This is a genomic window from Pseudomonas bubulae (assembly GCF_900618535.1).
Classification (GTDB): Bacteria; Pseudomonadota; Gammaproteobacteria; order Pseudomonadales; family Pseudomonadaceae; genus Aquipseudomonas; species Aquipseudomonas bubulae.
Map to the genome: position 1 here is coordinate 1134228 of NZ_UYJA01000001.1, position 14391 is coordinate 1148618.

General features: G+C 58.7%; 17 protein-coding genes and 4 tRNA genes. 9 read left to right on the top strand and 12 right to left on the bottom strand.

What is annotated here, in order from left to right:
• Positions 1-37: 37 nt before the first annotated feature.
• Positions 38-856, bottom strand: a complete 819-nt coding sequence (locus tag PPTH39_RS04980) for a shikimate 5-dehydrogenase (RefSeq protein WP_130871710.1) — start codon at positions 854-856, stop codon at positions 38-40.
• A gap of 231 nt (positions 857-1087) precedes the next feature.
• Between PPTH39_RS04980 and PPTH39_RS04985 the strand changes: the two genes are divergently transcribed.
• The 3 genes from PPTH39_RS04985 (at position 1088) to PPTH39_RS04995 (ending at position 2078) form a co-directional block, all read left to right on the top strand.
• Positions 1088-1438 carry a hypothetical protein gene (locus PPTH39_RS04985; protein WP_095002284.1) on the top strand — a complete coding sequence of 117 codons (351 nt, stop codon included), beginning with the start codon at positions 1088-1090 and terminating at the stop codon, positions 1436-1438.
• Between the two features lie 156 nt (positions 1439-1594).
• Entirely contained in the window at positions 1595-1789 is a 195-nt protein-coding gene (locus tag PPTH39_RS04990; protein WP_016780355.1) for a hypothetical protein, read from the top strand.
• 94 nt (positions 1790-1883) lie between these two features.
• A complete protein-coding gene (locus PPTH39_RS04995) occupies positions 1884-2078 on the top strand; it encodes a hypothetical protein (RefSeq protein ID WP_095002283.1) in 195 nt (64 codons plus the stop codon).
• On the opposite strand, the gene PPTH39_RS05000 is transcribed toward PPTH39_RS04995, so the two are convergent.
• The gene (locus tag PPTH39_RS05000) at positions 2026-2337 is read right to left on the bottom strand and encodes an AzlD domain-containing protein (protein WP_095002282.1); all 312 of its coding nucleotides are present in this window, start codon (positions 2335-2337) and stop codon (positions 2026-2028) included. The genes PPTH39_RS04995 and PPTH39_RS05000 overlap by 53 nt on opposite strands.
• Complete coding sequence (locus tag PPTH39_RS05005; protein ID WP_095002446.1) at positions 2334-3029, bottom strand: AzlC family ABC transporter permease; 696 nt, start codon at positions 3027-3029, stop codon at positions 2334-2336. The genes PPTH39_RS05000 and PPTH39_RS05005 overlap by 4 nt, the downstream gene beginning before the upstream one ends.
• Positions 3030-3234: 205 nt before the next feature.
• On the opposite strand from PPTH39_RS05005, the gene PPTH39_RS05010 reads away from it, so the two are divergent.
• Positions 3235-3753 carry a Dps family protein gene (locus tag PPTH39_RS05010; protein ID WP_095002281.1) on the top strand — a complete coding sequence of 173 codons (519 nt, stop codon included), beginning with the start codon at positions 3235-3237 and terminating at the stop codon, positions 3751-3753.
• Positions 3754-4038: 285 nt separating this feature from the next.
• Here PPTH39_RS05010 and PPTH39_RS05015 read toward each other — a convergent pair whose 3' ends face one another.
• Positions 4039-4980 carry a class I SAM-dependent methyltransferase gene (locus PPTH39_RS05015; RefSeq protein ID WP_095018963.1) on the bottom strand — a complete coding sequence of 314 codons (942 nt, stop codon included), beginning with the start codon at positions 4978-4980 and terminating at the stop codon, positions 4039-4041.
• Between the two features lie 219 nt (positions 4981-5199).
• Between PPTH39_RS05015 and PPTH39_RS05020 the strand changes: the two genes are divergently transcribed.
• The 3 genes from PPTH39_RS05020 to pbpG all read left to right on the top strand — a co-directional run bounded on the left by PPTH39_RS05020 (position 5200) and on the right by pbpG (position 7187).
• Positions 5200-5751, top strand: coding sequence for a DUF2975 domain-containing protein (locus PPTH39_RS05020; RefSeq protein ID WP_095018964.1), 552 nt, complete (start codon positions 5200-5202; stop codon positions 5749-5751).
• Between the two features lie 9 nt (positions 5752-5760).
• Positions 5761-5970 (top strand): helix-turn-helix domain-containing protein, encoded by a 210-nt coding sequence (locus PPTH39_RS05025; protein ID WP_095002278.1) that lies wholly within the window; start codon positions 5761-5763, stop codon positions 5968-5970.
• Between the two features lie 278 nt (positions 5971-6248).
• Positions 6249-7187 (top strand): D-alanyl-D-alanine endopeptidase, encoded by a 939-nt coding sequence (gene pbpG / locus PPTH39_RS05030; RefSeq protein ID WP_095021194.1) that lies wholly within the window; start codon positions 6249-6251, stop codon positions 7185-7187.
• Positions 7188-7327: 140 nt separating this feature from the next.
• Here the strand turns inward: pbpG and PPTH39_RS05035 are convergent, their stop codons facing one another.
• The 8 genes from PPTH39_RS05035 to gltX form a co-directional block, all read right to left on the bottom strand.
• Positions 7328-7780 (bottom strand): Hsp20 family protein, encoded by a 453-nt coding sequence (locus PPTH39_RS05035; RefSeq protein ID WP_016780349.1) that lies wholly within the window; start codon positions 7778-7780, stop codon positions 7328-7330.
• A gap of 122 nt (positions 7781-7902) precedes the next feature.
• The gene (locus PPTH39_RS05040) at positions 7903-8862 is read right to left on the bottom strand and encodes a tRNA dihydrouridine synthase (protein ID WP_095018966.1); all 960 of its coding nucleotides are present in this window, start codon (positions 8860-8862) and stop codon (positions 7903-7905) included.
• 73 nt (positions 8863-8935) lie between these two features.
• The gene (locus PPTH39_RS05045; protein ID WP_095002275.1) at positions 8936-9370 is read right to left on the bottom strand and encodes an acyl-CoA thioesterase; all 435 of its coding nucleotides are present in this window, start codon (positions 9368-9370) and stop codon (positions 8936-8938) included.
• A 151-nt stretch (positions 9371-9521) separates the two neighbouring features.
• Positions 9522-9597, bottom strand: a tRNA-Glu gene (locus PPTH39_RS05050).
• 77 nt (positions 9598-9674) lie between these two features.
• A tRNA-Ala gene (locus PPTH39_RS05055) sits at positions 9675-9750 on the bottom strand.
• A gap of 50 nt (positions 9751-9800) precedes the next feature.
• Positions 9801-9876: transfer RNA gene (locus tag PPTH39_RS05060), tRNA-Glu, on the bottom strand.
• 76 nt (positions 9877-9952) lie between these two features.
• A tRNA-Ala gene (locus PPTH39_RS05065) sits at positions 9953-10028 on the bottom strand.
• Positions 10029-10375: 347 nt separating this feature from the next.
• Positions 10376-11857 (bottom strand): glutamate--tRNA ligase, encoded by a 1482-nt coding sequence (gene gltX / locus PPTH39_RS05070; RefSeq protein WP_130871711.1) that lies wholly within the window; start codon positions 11855-11857, stop codon positions 10376-10378.
• Between the two features lie 202 nt (positions 11858-12059).
• Between gltX and PPTH39_RS05075 the strand changes: the two genes are divergently transcribed.
• Complete coding sequence (locus PPTH39_RS05075) at positions 12060-13010, top strand: 2-hydroxyacid dehydrogenase (RefSeq protein WP_095032210.1); 951 nt, start codon at positions 12060-12062, stop codon at positions 13008-13010.
• 14 nt (positions 13011-13024) lie between these two features.
• Complete coding sequence (locus PPTH39_RS05080) at positions 13025-14350, top strand: Nramp family divalent metal transporter (protein WP_130871712.1); 1326 nt, start codon at positions 13025-13027, stop codon at positions 14348-14350.
• The last annotated feature ends 41 nt before the right edge of the window (positions 14351-14391 follow it).

The following is a 14391-nucleotide window of genomic DNA, read 5'->3' on the forward strand; positions in this document are numbered from 1 at the left end:
GCGTTTTGGGGGCGAGCTCACTCGCCCCCAATCGCCATCAGCTGCGCGCGAATGCCACGGCCGCCTGGAACTGCTCGGCGGTGGGCCGCACACCGGTGTACAGCACAAACTGCTCCAGGGCCTGAATGGCAATAACCTCAAGCCCGGTGATGACCTGCTTGCCCTGGGCACAACCGCGCACGATCAGGGGTGTTTCAACCGGGATCGCCACCACGTCGAAGATAATATCCGCACGATCAATGGCATCTGCCTCGAAAGCCAGATCATCGGCCTCGGCCCCGCCCGCCATGCCGACAGGTGTAACATTGATCAGCATGTGCGGCCTGCGCTCGCCCAGCTCAGGCTGCCATTCATAACCGCAACTTGCCGCCAGCGCCGCCCCTGTTGCCTCGTTGCGCGCAACGATCAGGCCATTGCGATAACCGCCATCGCGCAGGGCCGATGCCACCGCCTTGGCCATGCCGCCACTGCCGCGCAGGGCAAAGGTCGTGTCTTTGGGTACTTTATGGCTGTCCAGCAGTTGGGCAATGGCTATGTAGTCGGTGTTATAGGCCTTGAGGTGGCCGTCGGTGTTGACGATGGTGTTGATCGAGGCAATGGCCCGGGCTGACGTGTCCAGTTCGTCCACCAGCTCGATGCAGGCCTCCTTGAACGGCATCGACACGCCGCAACCACGAATGCCCAATGCCCGGATACCGGTCACTGCGCCCGCCAGATCCTTGCTGCTGAAGGCCTTGTAGTAAAAGTTCAAGCCCAGTTGTTCGTATAGATGATTATGAAAACGCAGCCCGAAATTACCCGGTCGACCCGACAACGATATGCACAGTCGGGTGTCTTTGTCCGGATTCATTTGCATGCTCATCTCCTTGCTGAATGCTTTTAGATGGACGGCACAAGCCGTACCGGGAGTTTTGTTGGATCATAGTGGAGCGCCAACGCTGAATCGTCTCAGCGCCCGCAGACCTTACACAAAATTTACCCGGACGCTTCGCAGTTTTTAAAATAAATACGGTCTTAATGTTATCCCCGGGTTTAACTGCGGTCTGGTGCAGGCCGAATCGTCGGGGCGGGAATTCGAGGAATCGTCATGATGCGTAGCATCCCCAAAATCGCTTTGCTTATCGGCACCCTGGCTGTTGCAGGGCAGGCATCGGCCCATGGTGGCTGGGGCCCCGGGCCTGCAATTTTTGGCGCGGTGGTGGGTGCCGCGGTGGTTGGCTCGGTTATCGCTGGCCACGAACAGCGCCCGGTGTATGTGCAGCAACCGGTGTATGTGCAGCCACAGCCGGTTTACGTACAGGCCCCACCTGTTTATTACCAACCGCAACCGGTGTATGTCCAGCCGCCCCAGCCCGTTTACTATCAGGGCTACTACGGTCGACCGCAACCGGTGTACTACGGTCCGCCACGGGGTTACTACGGCCCGCCGCGCTGGTAACCGGTGCTGGCAGCCGGCAGGCTTGGACAGCTGCCGGCAGGTCCGGATAGATCATGTGAATGTCGCGGACAAGACACCGTAACGCCCCGGACTGCGGCATCATGCAGCTTGGCTGGCGCAACAATCGGCACATTCATAAAAACAAGGACGACCTTTATGCCTACACAAAACCCGCACCATATCGTCGGGCTCTGCACCTCCAGCAAGGTGTACAACACTCTGACCGAGCTCAAGCAGCTCGAAGGTCACCGCACCGCCAAACTGCTCTCCCTGCTGACCCAGCACCTGGTTCGCGAAGGGCTGCTGAGTGATCAGGAAGTGATGCACATGCTCGATCAGGTGGTTGACTGACACCTCATCGACATCAATGACCACTATCACGCGCAATGATTTCTTGCGCAGCGGCACAGCCCGTAAGGTAGCGCCATTGTTGAAGGAGGTCTGTATGCCCAAGATTCATGTCATGTCGGTGATCGGCAGTGCCGTTCCCGCCCCGCTGCGTGCCGACGGCCTGCTCGCATGCTGGTATGTGGTCAGTGACGGCGTTGCCGTCAGCGGCCCGTTTACCTCGCGCGCCGCCGCCCAGCTCAAAGCCACCAGCGAAACAGATAAAACAGCGCCACACTCAACGCGACACTGAGCAGCACATTGCGGCTCCACAGCATCAGCCCGATGGCGCACAACCCGGCCAGCAGGTAGGGGTTGGCCAGGCTCAGATCCAGCTGATGGTCCTTGACGAAAATGATCGGCCCGCAAATCGCCGTCAGCATCCCCGGTACGGCAAAGCCCAAAAACTCCTTCACCCCTCGATTCAGGCGAATCGGCAAGCGTGGTTCCAGAAACAGGTAGCGGTTGAAAAACAGGATCAACGTCATCCCGCCAATAATTGCCCAGATCATGCCCAGTACCCTCCCAGCCGCTTGCAGGCATAGCCCGCGACCATACCCGCCAACCCGGCCAGCACAATCGCCGACTCCCACTGCCAGTGACTGAACACCACCACCGTGAACAAAGAGACCGCCACGCAGACCACGGTCGGGATATTGCGCACCACCGGGGTAATCAACGCGATAAAGGTGGCCGCGATCGAGAACTCCAGCCCTAGCTGATCCAGCCCCGGGATGCTCTTGCCCAGCACCACGCCCAGCAGGGTGAAAATATTCCAGCCCACATACATGCACAGCCCCACACCCAGGGCATACCAGCGATTGAAGGTATTCTGGTCGAAGGGGCTGACCAGGGCAAAGAACTCATCGGTGAGCAAAAAGCCCAGCCCGAAGCGCCATTTGGGCTCGAGCGGCGCCACCAGCGGGCGCAAGTGCATGGCATAGAGCAAGTGTTGCGAGGTCAGCAGCAAGGTGGTGACCAGAATCGAAATCGCACTGGCACCGCCCTTGATCATGCCAATGGCAACCAGTTGCGCCGCACCGGCAAACACAAACAGTGACAGCCCCTGGCTTTGCGCGGGGGTCAGCTGGGCATCGATTGCGGTGGAACCGGCCAGCAGCCCCCAGGGGGCACACGCCAGGGTCAGCGGCAGGCAGGCAATTGCGCCGCGCATAAACGCGGTTCGAGCAAGGGCATCAGGCATCAAAAACATTCCGGCAGTAAGCAGCGGCAAAGGGTCGCAACATCAGGGTAAAAAGTCTTGAACGATCTTGCTCTGCTGCCCTCATAACCTGACGCGGACCGCGTGAAAACAGCCCGCCGCGTTTGACGAGAGAGCAAACCTGGTCTTTAGTCAGCCGCATTCAAGAGACGTTAATTCCGATCAACCGCTGCCACGAGGAACCACCATGAAAGACCTGAAATCCGCCAAGGAAAGCAGAAAGGCCGATCTGCGGACACCTACGGCACTGAGCGAAAAAGCCTGTATCGATATCGCAGCCGAAGTGAACGCGCTGCTCGCAGACACCTTCGCCATCTACATGAAGACCAAGAATTTCCACTGGCACATGTCCGGCCCGCACTTCCGTGATTTCCACCTGCTGCTCGACGAGCAGGCTGACCAGATCTACGCGACCACCGATGCCATCGCCGAGCGTGTGCGCAAGCTGGGGCGCACCACAATCCGCTCCATCGGCCACATCAAGAAGCTGCAACGCCTGCTGGACAACGACGCCGACTTCGTGACGCCGGAAGACATGCTGGCAGAACTGCGCGAAGACAATATCCAGCTGGCCGCCTATATGCGTGAGACTCACGACATGTGCTCCGAGCTGGGCGATGTGGCGACTACCAGCCTGCTGGAAAACTGGATCGACGAGGCCGAGCGCCGCGTGTGGTTCCTGTTTGAGTCGTCGCGTACCAAATAACCCCTGCGTAGCAGCTGCCGAAGGAACGAGGCTGCGTTCGATTGCCAAGCGATCGTAAAACCAGAGCATGCGGTTTATCTGTAAAAACCTGTGCTCTGACTTTACGACGGCTTCGCCGCCGGACGCAGCCTTGTTCCTGCGCCAGCTGCTACGGTCACGAGCACCCGCAGAACCATGAATTTTGTTTCACAGTCTTCGAACGCAACGAGCGGTATATTCGCAGCGCTCATTGCTCATTCAATGAACCCCTTGCCCGCACCTCCCCTGCGGGCTTTTTTTCGCCTGTCAAACGCCCTGCCTGAACACCAGCGCCTTGAGGCCGCACTCGACATCGGCGTCCGGGAACTCCGGCGGGTTGTCCAGGCGCTGAACAAAACGCAGGCTCGGCGCATCACGGGTCACGCCATCGATCAAAAAGTCCGAACCCAGTGCCGGGTCATTCATGCACGCCAGTACTGTGCCATTTTCACTGAGCAACTCCGGCAGGCGGCGCACCACGCGCTGGTAGTCCTTGGTCAGCAAAAAGCTGCCTTTCTGAAATGACGGCGGATCGATGATCACCAGATCGTAAGGGCCGGTGCTTTTCACCTTGCCCCAGGACTTGAACAGCTCATGACCCAGAAACGTCACCTTGCTCATGTCATGCCCGTTCAGGCGATGGTTGTCGCGGCCACGGCTCAGGGCCGCACGGGACATGTCGAGGTTGACCACATGCTGGGCGCCGCCTTCTATGGCGGCCACTGAAAAACCGCAGGTATAGGCAAACAGGTTCAACACTCGCTTGCCCCCGGCATTGGCCCTTACCCAGTCACGACCATAACGCATGTCCAGGAACAGGCCGTTGTTCTGTTTGCGGCCCAGGTCCACGCGATAGCGCAATCCGCCTTCAGTCAGCGTCCACTCGTCAATTGCCTCGCCCACCAGCCACTCGGTGTCGCTTTGCAGCGTATAGCGATGTTGCAGCACCAGTGTGTGTGCACCGCTGGCCTGCCACGCGGCTGACTGAACAATGGCCTGCAGCAGTTGCTTGAGTGCAGCCAGTTGCAGGGCCTCGGGCTCCTTGAATAGAGAAACCAGCACCACGCCTTGCAACCAGTCCACCGTCAACTGCTCAAGCCCGGGCCAGCAACGTCCACGCCCATGGAACAAACGCCGGGTTTCAGCAGGCACAGCCTGCAGTGCAGTCAATAAGTGCTGGTGCAGGGTGGTTAACGCTTCAGGAGTCATCAGGCCGACCGGTCAATTTCAAGGGGCCGGCATTTTACACAATTGCACTGCCCTGCCTAATCGGCACAGTGGAAATATTTGTTAATACAGAGGGTGATATTATCGTTTTACAGTAATTTTTTATCGCAATACGATAGTTTCACTGCGCAGGGCAATACGCTTTCCCTGGGCAGATTCCGGGCTTTTTACAACCACAAGCAGAACCAGAAGGACTGTTCGATGAAAACCGATCCCCTTGCCAATCGCAGCCGCATCCTGGCCACAACCACGCTGGCACTTGTCGCGGGTATGTTGCTGGCCAATATCGCTTACTGGATCTTCCCCAACGCCATAGGCACTTATGTGGGCGGGTTCAACCTGAGCGCCATGACCGAAACACTGCAGGCCGACATCCCGTTGATGCCCTGGTGGCAGGTTGCTGGTGCCATAACCCTGTCCAGCATCCCCCTGCTGATACTCGCCAAAGGCTTGCTGGCCCTGCGCAGCCTGTTTCTGGCCTACAGCAAGGGCGAGTATTTCTCGACCGAATCTGCCGAGTTGCTGGGTAAAGTGGGTAAAAGCGTTTCTATATGGGTGCTGGCCAGCCTCCTGTTAACCCCGGTCATGAGTGTCTGGGTCACCATTTTGCGGCCTGCGGGCGAGCGCTTGCTCACGATCAGCTTCGAGCCGTCGCATCTTGTTGCCTTGTTCCTCTCGGCTTCCCTTATGATCATCGCCCGCAGCCTGTACAAGGCGTGTTCGTTGGCGCGGGAAAATCAGCAGTTCGTTTAAGAGGCCAAAATGCCGATCGAGATCAAGCTGGACGTCATGCTGGCCATGCGCAAGGTCAAATCCAAGGACCTGGCGCACAGGGTGGGCATTACCGAGCAGAACCTGTCACTGCTCAAGCAAGGGAAAGTAAAGGGCATCAGGCTGGCAACCCTGGAAGCCATTTGCATCGCACTGGATTGTCAGCCGGGGGACTTGCTGCATTATCAACCGGAATCGTAAGCACGCACGCCTGCGAGGCCAAGCCCTCGCAGGTGGCGCACCAGGCTCTGCCTGCCTGCACTTCAAAGCCTCCAGTCCGTTCAGCCAACCAACAGCATCCTCCTGCTAGGGTCGCCGCGGCACCCAACCTTTTTACCGGTATATTCGGGTTTTCTCTGACAAACCTCTGCAAAATCAGGCATTTCTGCCGCCACTGATCCATACTGACTAAATGTAACGTCATGTGTATAACAGCCGTTGCAGCCCGGTACTTCCCAACCCTTCTTGAGTCATTCTGCGTGAAAATTCATTTTTCCATTTTGAGCCTGTGTTTAGTTCTGGCAGGCACCAGTGCTTCTTCAATCGCCGCAGCGGCTGAAAGCACTTCGGCCCCACGGGATACCTCGCAACTGCACATCGCCTCAGGCAGTGCGCTGCTGATCGACCTGCAAACCAACAAAGTGATTTTTGCCAGCAACCCTGACGCCATCGTGCCAATTGCCTCCGTCACCAAATTGATGACCGCCATGGTAGTGCTGGATGCCAAGCAGTCGATGGACGAATCCATTTCGGTCAATATCAGCGACACCCCGGAGATGAAGGGCGTGTTTTCGCGGGTAAAAATCGGCAGCGAGCTGTCGCGTCACGAAATGATGCTGATCACCCTGATGTCTTCGGAAAACCGGGCAGCCGCCAGCCTTGCCCACCACTATCCGGGGGGTTATGTAGCCTTTATCGCGGCGATGAATGCCAAGGCCAAAAGCCTGGGCATGATGAGCACTCACTATGTTGAGCCGACCGGGTTGTCGATCCACAACGTATCCACTGCCCGCGACCTGAGCAAGCTGCTGGCAGCGGCGCGGCATTACCCGATGCTCAGCCAGTTGAGCACCACCAAGGAAAAGACCGTGGCGTTCCGCAAACCCAACTACAGCCTGGGTTTCAGCAACACCGATCACCTGGTCAGAAAAGACAAATGGAATATCAAGATCACCAAGACCGGCTTTACCAATCAGGCCGGTCATTGCCTGGTGCTGGTGACTGAAATGGGTGGGCGCCCGGTGTCCCTGGTCATTCTGGATGCCTTTGGCAAGTACACCCACTTCGCCGATGCCGGTCGAATTCGCAACTGGGTGGAAACCGGTAAAAGTGGCGGTGTGCCCGACGTAGCCCTGCGCTACAAAGCCGAAAAAAACCTGCAGAAAAACCAGCTGACAGCAGGTCAGGCGGGTAAGTGAAGAAGTACGGGTGAGATGAAATGCAGGCACTTGCCCCGGGGAGAGGATCGGGGACAAATGCCTGCGTACTGCTCGTTACAAACTGCGGATAGAAAGAACCCCGTCACCTGGACGGGGTTCTTGCCTGGCACATGCTCAGATCAGTTTTGCAGAGCAGGCTGCGAATCCCCATTGATCGGGATGCGTTTGGCTTTTGCCTCTTCCGGCACCACCCGCTGCAGGTCGATGCTCAGCAAACCATTGCTCAGGTTTGCGCCTTTGATCTCGATATGATCGTCAAGGCGGAAGGACAATTTGAATGCCCGCTGTGCAATACCTTGATGCAAGAAGGTCACGCCTTCTTCGCTGGTGCTTTCGCGTTTGCTGCCGCTGACGCTCAGCACACCTTTCTCTACTTGCAGGTCCAGATCATCTTGCTGGAAGCCTGCAGCTGCTACCACGATGCGGTAGCTGTCTTCACCCCGTTTTTCAACGTTGTAAGGTGGGTAGCCGCCGCTTGAATCGTTGCGCAGTGCGGTTTCAAACAAATCACTAAAACGGTCAAAGCCGACAGAATTACGGAACAGTGGCGCCATTGAAAAAGCGTTGCTCATAATTTCATCCTCCTGATTTCAGCGAGATTTTGTTACGCGACCCGGTTTCGGCATCGCGTACCCCTAAGATAGGGACCGTCAAAACCATTTCAAGGCTTTTTTTGAAATTTTTTTCAGACGCTTCAAGCCACATCGACAGGCGGGTTGTTGACCATGTGCCGGACCTTCTCACAGTCTGTTTCACGACGCATGGCATTGAACAACACCACCGCTTCAGGATAGTTGCGGGTCAACATTGCCAGCCACTGCTTGAGCCGCCCCGGTGCCGAGCGCGGGGTCAGCTGGGCCTCGGCCTGGGCCCAGAAGTCGCGGATCATGGGCTGCAAATCGGCCCAGGTCATCGGCACTACCTCAACACCGGCGCGGGCAGCGGCAATTTGCGCGGCCAGATCGGGGCGCGACACCAGACCACGGCCGAGCATGATGTCTTCAGCGCCACTGATTTCGCGGCAACGACGCCAATCTTCAACCGACCAGATATCGCCATTGGCAAACACCGGCACCTTGACCGCTTCCTGCACCTGGGCAATGTATTCCCAATGCGCAGGCGGCTTGTAGCCATCCATCTTGGTCCGCGCATGCACCACGATCTGGCTGGCGCCGCCTTCGGCCAGGGCGATTGCGCACTCATTGGCGCTGTCGGGCGTGTCGAAGCCCAGGCGCATCTTGGCGGTGACCGGAATATGCGCAGGCACGGTGCGACGCACTTGCAGCAAGATGGCGTGCAGCAGTTCGGGCTCCTTGAGCAACACCGCCCCGCCACGGGACTTGTTCACGGTCTTGGCCGGACAACCAAAATTGAGGTCGATCACCCCGCTGCCCAGCTCACAGGCCAATGCCGCGTTATCGGCCAGGCACGCCGGGTCCGAGCCCAGCAACTGCACGCGCAGCGGCACGCCGGAACGCGTTTGCGCACCGTGCTGCAACTCGGGAGCGAGTTTATGGAAGTAGGCTTCGGGCAAAAGCCGTTCGGTGACCCGAATAAATTCGGTCACGCACCAATCAATACCGCCGGTGCGGGTCAGGACATCACGCAGGATGTTGTCGACCAACCCCTCCATCGGCGCCAAAGCAATTTGCATGGGTGACTCTCATGAAAAACGTGCGGCAGTTTACGCGGTTCTGCGGGCAATCGGTATGCGTAGGCGCTGACGGTCAGGCCGTCACGACAGCCGGGCCATAACCGTCAAGGAACTCGGGCGGCAGGCGCCTGGCCTTGCCCGTGGACAGTTCGATGCAGACAAAGGTGGTTTGGGCACGCAACAGGGTCACACCATCGCAGGGGCGCACCAATTGAAAATGACGGGTCATGCGCAGGCGCTGGTCACAATCGACAATCCAGGTGGCTAGCTGCAGCTCATCGCCTTCGTAGGCGCTGGCAAGATAGTCGATTTCATGACGGGAGACCGCCATGGCGCGGTCGAGGCGACGGTACTCGGTGAGGTCCAAGCCCAGGCGCTGCGAGTGGCGCCAAGCGCAGCGTTCCAGCCAGACCACATAGGACGCGTTATTGGCATGACCAAACCCGTCAATGTCTTCGGCCTGCACCTGCAGGTCAATGATAAACGGCGCTGCCAAATCCCAACTCATGCCTTGTCTCCCTGTACAGAAATAAGGAGCGCAGTGTAACGCAGAGGGGGCGACGGGAAACTTGAAGAGCTGGAATTAAAAAACTGCAGACAAACAAAAGGGTCATTCAATAATCGAATGACCCTTATAAATCCCGCAAAGCGGGTAATCGTGGCGTCCCCTAGGGGACTCGAACCCCTGTTACCGCCGTGAAAGGGCGGTGTCCTAGGCCACTAGACGAAGGGGACACAAACCCTTCTAACAGTGATCAGCACTGAGTGCTGATCGATCCAATGCCAGTGTGGCCCGACATTGAACTGTAAATTGGTGGAGCTAAACGGGATCGAACCGTTGACCTCTTGCATGCCATGCAAGCGCTCTCCCAGCTGAGCTATAGCCCCGATTTATCGCCTGGCGGCGGAGCATCACCGAAGTGCTGCTTCTGTAAAACTGGCGTCCCCTAGGGGACTCGAACCCCTGTTACCGCCGTGAAAGGGCGGTGTCCTAGGCCACTAGACGAAGGGGACACAAACCTTCTAACTTGACCAGCACTGAGTGCTGGTCGATTCAATGCCGGTGTGGCCAGGCATTGAACAGTAAATTTGGTGGAGCTAAACGGGATCGAACCGTTGACCTCTTGCATGCCATGCAAGCGCTCTCCCAGCTGAGCTATAGCCCCAAACTTTCAGTCTTGGGTGTTGCCGTGTTGCGTTCTGCTTGTTTCGTGTTGCTGTGTTGACGGGGCGCATATTAAGACTGGATCGGTAGGCTGTCAAACTTATTTTTAAACTTTTTTAAAAAAATTTGCCGTGAGAACAACCACTTACCCTTCATACCCCGTAAATACGGGGCCAAACCCCAACCAAAACCTTGTAGCAGCTGCCGAAGGCTGCGTCCGGCGGCATAGCCGTCGTAAATGCAGAATGCTCGATTTGACTGAAAAACCGTGCATTTAGATTTTACGATTGCTTCGCAATCGAACGCAGCCTCGTTCCTTCGGCAGCTGCTACGGTTTTTTACGCCCTGTTAACCAATCGTGTTAAACAGCTTTTCCCACTCTTTGTTTTCTTTCTTGGACACGCCACCCAGCAGGTCCAGCGCCTGACGCAGACGGAAACGGGTCAGGTCCGGCCCCAGGATTTCCATGGCGTCCAGCACCGACACAGAGCTGGCCTGCCCCGTGATCGAGGCAAACATCAGCGGCATGGCATCACGCAGCTTCAACTCCAAGCTTTCAACCACGGCCTGGATGCTGCCGGTGATGGCGTCCTTTTCCCACTGACGCAGGCTTTCCAGCTTCCACAGGATCAACTGCATCAATTGACGCACTTGCTCGTTGGACAGCTTCTTGTGCTCAAACAGTTTGGCATCCAGCTGCAGGCCGCCCGAGAAGAAGAACCCGGCCAGCGGTGCAATCTGGCTGAACGTCTCGACACGGCCCTGTACCAGCGGCGCGATTTTCATCATGTACTCGGGGTTCAGCGCCCATTGCTGTACGCGGCTGGCGAACTCGTCCAGCGGCAAATCACGCAGCCATTGGCCATTGAGCCAGGACAGCTTTTCAACGTCGAAAATCGGCCCGCCCAGCGATACACGGCTCAGATCGAAGTTGTCGACCATTTCCTGCAGCGAGAACTTCTCGCGCTCGTCCGGCATCGACCAGCCCATGCGGCCCAGGTAGTTGAGCATCGCTTCAGGCATAAAGCCCATGCGCTCGTAGAACGTCACCGAAGTCGGGTTCTTGCGCTTGGACAGCTTGCTCTTGTCCGGGTTGCGCAGCAGCGGCATGTAGCACAGCTGCGGTTGTTCCCAGCCGAAGTATTCATACAGCAGGATCAGTTTGGGTGCCGATGGCAGCCACTCTTCGCCACGCAGTACGTGGGTGATGCCCATCAGGTGATCGTCGACCACGTTGGCCAGGAAGTAGGTCGGCAGGCCATCGGTTTTCATCAGGACTTGCATGTCCATGCGGTCCCACGGGATTTCAACGTCACCGCGCAGCAGGTCCGGCACCACGCAGACACCCTCGGTCGGCACTTTCATGCGGATTACGTGAGGTTCGCCAGCGGCCAGGCGTTCAGCCACTTCTTCCTTGGACAACAGCAGCGCACGACCGTCGTAGCGCGGGGTCTCGCCCTTGGCCATTTGCTCGGCGCGCATCTGGTCCAGCTCTTCACTCGTGCAGAAGCACGGGAACGCATGGCCCATATCCACCAGTTGCTGGGTGTATTTCTTGTAAATGTCGCTACGTTCGCTCTGACGGTACGGGCCGTGCGGGCCGCCGACGTCCGGGCCTTCACTCCAGGTGATACCCAGCCAGCGCAGGGCATCGTAGATCTGCTGCTCGGACTCGCGGGTCGAGCGCAGTTGGTCGGTATCTTCGATCCGCAGGATGAATTCGCCGCCATGCTGCTTGGCAAAGCAGTAGTTGAACAAAGCAATGTAAGCGGTGCCGACGTGGGGGTCGCCGGTAGGCGATGGCGCAATGCGCGTGCGAACGGTGGTCATGGGCGGTCTCGAAGTGAAGATAAAACAAAGGGCGAATGGTAACAGGCCGACCCGGCCCGGCTCCAGTACAGGACTCAGCCCGGCCGCCACACGGTTGAAAAAAGCTGTAATAGAGCGTTTGTATCGAATTGATACGGGGAAAAACAGCCTATACCGGTGTTAATCTCGGCTCATTCCCGACATCCCCTGGCTGGAGAGACCTATGCCCCACGTTGTGCTGGTGCTGGTAGAGAGCGTTAACGATTACCTGCATATGCTGGAGAACCAGGGCTACGAGCTGATCCTTGCGCCCACCCCCGCCAGTCGCGCCGAAGCCATAGCCCGACACGGCGCCCGCATCGACGCCGTGCTGACTCGCGGCCCGCTGGGCTTGCAGGCCGATGAAATGGCCGCCCTGCCCCTGCTCCGAATCATCTGCGTGATCGGCGCCGGCTTCGAACAGGTCGATTTGCAGGCCGCCAGCAACCTGGGCATTACCGTGACCTTTGGCGCCGGTGCCAATGCTTCATCGGTTGCCGACCACGCCATGGCGCTGCTGTTGTCCGTGGTGCGCGGCATCCCCCAGGCCGACGCCAGCATCCGCCGCAATGAATGGGTCAAGGTGCGCCAGCCGTCACTGTCGGGCAAACGCATGGGCATTATCGGCCTCGGCGCCATCGGCGCTGCCATCGCCAAACGAGCGGCCCACGGCTTTGACATGAGCATCCGCTACCACAGCCGCCAGCCGCACCCCGACTCGCCCTACACCTACTGTGCCAGCGTGCTGGAACTGGCCGCTGCGGTGGATTTCCTGATGATCGCCACCCCCGGTGGCAGCGCCACCCATCACCTGGTCAACGCCCGTGTGCTGGACGCCCTGGGCAGCGAAGGCTACCTGATCAATATTGCCCGCGGCAGTGTGGTCGATACCCAGGCGCTGATCAGCGCCCTGACCGCCGGCAAAATCGCCGGGGCCGGGCTGGATGTGTTCGAAGACGAACCCCTGGTACCCGACCCGCTGAAAACCCTCGGCAATGTGGTCATGACCCCGCATGTAGCGGGCCAGTCACCCGATGCGGTCGAAGCCACGGTGCAATTGGTGGTCGATAACCTGCGGGCGTTTTTTGCCGGCAAACCCGTTCTCACCCCGGTGCCATTGCCCCACCCAGCCTGACCCGGAGCCTGCGCTTGAAATTCCGCCTGCCAACAACCGCCACTGCGCCCTTCTGCCCCTCCGAAGTCAGTGGCAGCGTGCCCGTCGACGCCAGCGCGCCGTTTTTCAGGCGCGTGCTGCGCTTTGCCGGGCCCGGCCTGCTGATCAGCATCGGCTATATGGACCCCGGCAACTGGGCCACCGCCATCGAAGCCGGCTCACGTTACGGCTACCACCTGCTGTTTGTGGTACTGCTCGCCAGCCTCGCGGGCATGGCCGTGCAATGCCTGTGTTCGCGCCTTGGCATCGCCACCGGCCGCGATCTGGCGCAGCTGTGCCGTGAGCGCTACAGCAAGCGCTCGGCGCGGGTGCAATGGATGCTGGCGGAAATCTCGATCATCGCCACCGACCTGGCCGAAGTACTCGGCTGCGCGCTGGCGTTCCATCTGCTGCTGGGCTGCTCGCTGACCACCGGCATCGCCCTCACTGCCTTCGACACCTTGCTGGTGCTGGCCTTGCAAGGCCGGGGATTTCGCCGACTTGAAGCGATCATGCTGGCGCTGGTGATGACTATCGTCGGTTGTTTTTTTGTCGAACTGGTACTGATCAAACCTTACTGGCCCGACGTGTTCGAGGGCTTCAAACCCTCACTGTCGGCCATCAGCGACGCAGCACCGCTGTACATCGCCATCGGCATCATTGGCGCCACCGTGATGCCGCACAACCTGTACCTGCACAGCTCCATCGTCCAGACACGCCTGACCGGCAGCGACTACGCCAGCAAACTGGATGCCGTACGCCTTTCACGCATCGACACCATCGGCTCCCTGGCCCTGGCGCTGCTGGTCAATGCAGCCATCCTGATCCTCGCTGCGGCCGCTTTCCACCAGACCGGCAATACCGACGTGGTCGAGATCCAGGACGCCTACCGCATGCTCGACCCGCTGGTGGGCGGAGCCATGGCCAGCATCCTGTTCGGCGTGGCATTGCTGGCCTCGGGGCAAAGCTCGACATTCACCGGCACCATTGCCGGGCAAGTGATCATGGAGGGCTATCTGAACCTGAAGATTCCCTGCTGGCAACGGCGCCTGATCACCCGCGGGCTGGCACTGGTGCCTGCATTCCTGGGCGTGTGGCTGATGGGCGACGATGCGGTGGGCAAGCTGCTGATCCTCAGCCAGGTGGTACTCAGCCTGCAACTGCCCTTTGCCCTGTACCCGCTGATCCGCATGACCAGCGACAAACGACTTATGGGCCCGTTTGCCAACCGACTGCCGACGCGGCTGCTGGCGTGGTTTCTGTTTGCAGTCATCAGTTGCGCCAACCTGTGGCTGATTGCACAGATCGGGTTCGGCGCCTAACCCCCAGCCCCTTAAATTCGGCGCGCAATGGCTCGTTATAC

Coding starts and splice junctions, on each gene's coding strand:
- PPTH39_RS05000 (WP_095002282.1), bottom strand. CDS start 2,337: ATGATCTGGGCAATTATTGGCGGGATGACGTTGATCCTGTTTTTCAAC.
- PPTH39_RS05010 (WP_095002281.1), top strand. CDS start 3,235: ATGAAAGACCTGAAATCCGCCAAGGAAAGCAGAAAGGCCGATCTGCGG.
- PPTH39_RS05045 (WP_095002275.1), bottom strand. CDS start 9,370: ATGAGTTGGGATTTGGCAGCGCCGTTTATCATTGACCTGCAGGTGCAG.
- PPTH39_RS04980 (WP_130871710.1), bottom strand. CDS start 856: ATGCAAATGAATCCGGACAAAGACACCCGACTGTGCATATCGTTGTCG.
- PPTH39_RS05040 (WP_095018966.1), bottom strand. CDS start 8,862: ATGCAAATTGCTTTGGCGCCGATGGAGGGGTTGGTCGACAACATCCTG.
- PPTH39_RS05005 (WP_095002446.1), bottom strand. CDS start 3,029: ATGCCTGATGCCCTTGCTCGAACCGCGTTTATGCGCGGCGCAATTGCC.
- PPTH39_RS04985 (WP_095002284.1), top strand. CDS start 1,088: ATGATGCGTAGCATCCCCAAAATCGCTTTGCTTATCGGCACCCTGGCT.
- PPTH39_RS05035 (WP_016780349.1), bottom strand. CDS start 7,780: ATGAGCAACGCTTTTTCAATGGCGCCACTGTTCCGTAATTCTGTCGGC.
- PPTH39_RS05020 (WP_095018964.1), top strand. CDS start 5,200: ATGAAAACCGATCCCCTTGCCAATCGCAGCCGCATCCTGGCCACAACC.
- PPTH39_RS05075 (WP_095032210.1), top strand. CDS start 12,060: ATGCCCCACGTTGTGCTGGTGCTGGTAGAGAGCGTTAACGATTACCTG.
- PPTH39_RS04995 (WP_095002283.1), top strand. CDS start 1,884: ATGCCCAAGATTCATGTCATGTCGGTGATCGGCAGTGCCGTTCCCGCC.
- gltX (WP_130871711.1), bottom strand. CDS start 11,857: ATGACCACCGTTCGCACGCGCATTGCGCCATCGCCTACCGGCGACCCC.
- PPTH39_RS05025 (WP_095002278.1), top strand. CDS start 5,761: ATGCCGATCGAGATCAAGCTGGACGTCATGCTGGCCATGCGCAAGGTC.
- PPTH39_RS05015 (WP_095018963.1), bottom strand. CDS start 4,980: ATGACTCCTGAAGCGTTAACCACCCTGCACCAGCACTTATTGACTGCA.
- PPTH39_RS04990 (WP_016780355.1), top strand. CDS start 1,595: ATGCCTACACAAAACCCGCACCATATCGTCGGGCTCTGCACCTCCAGC.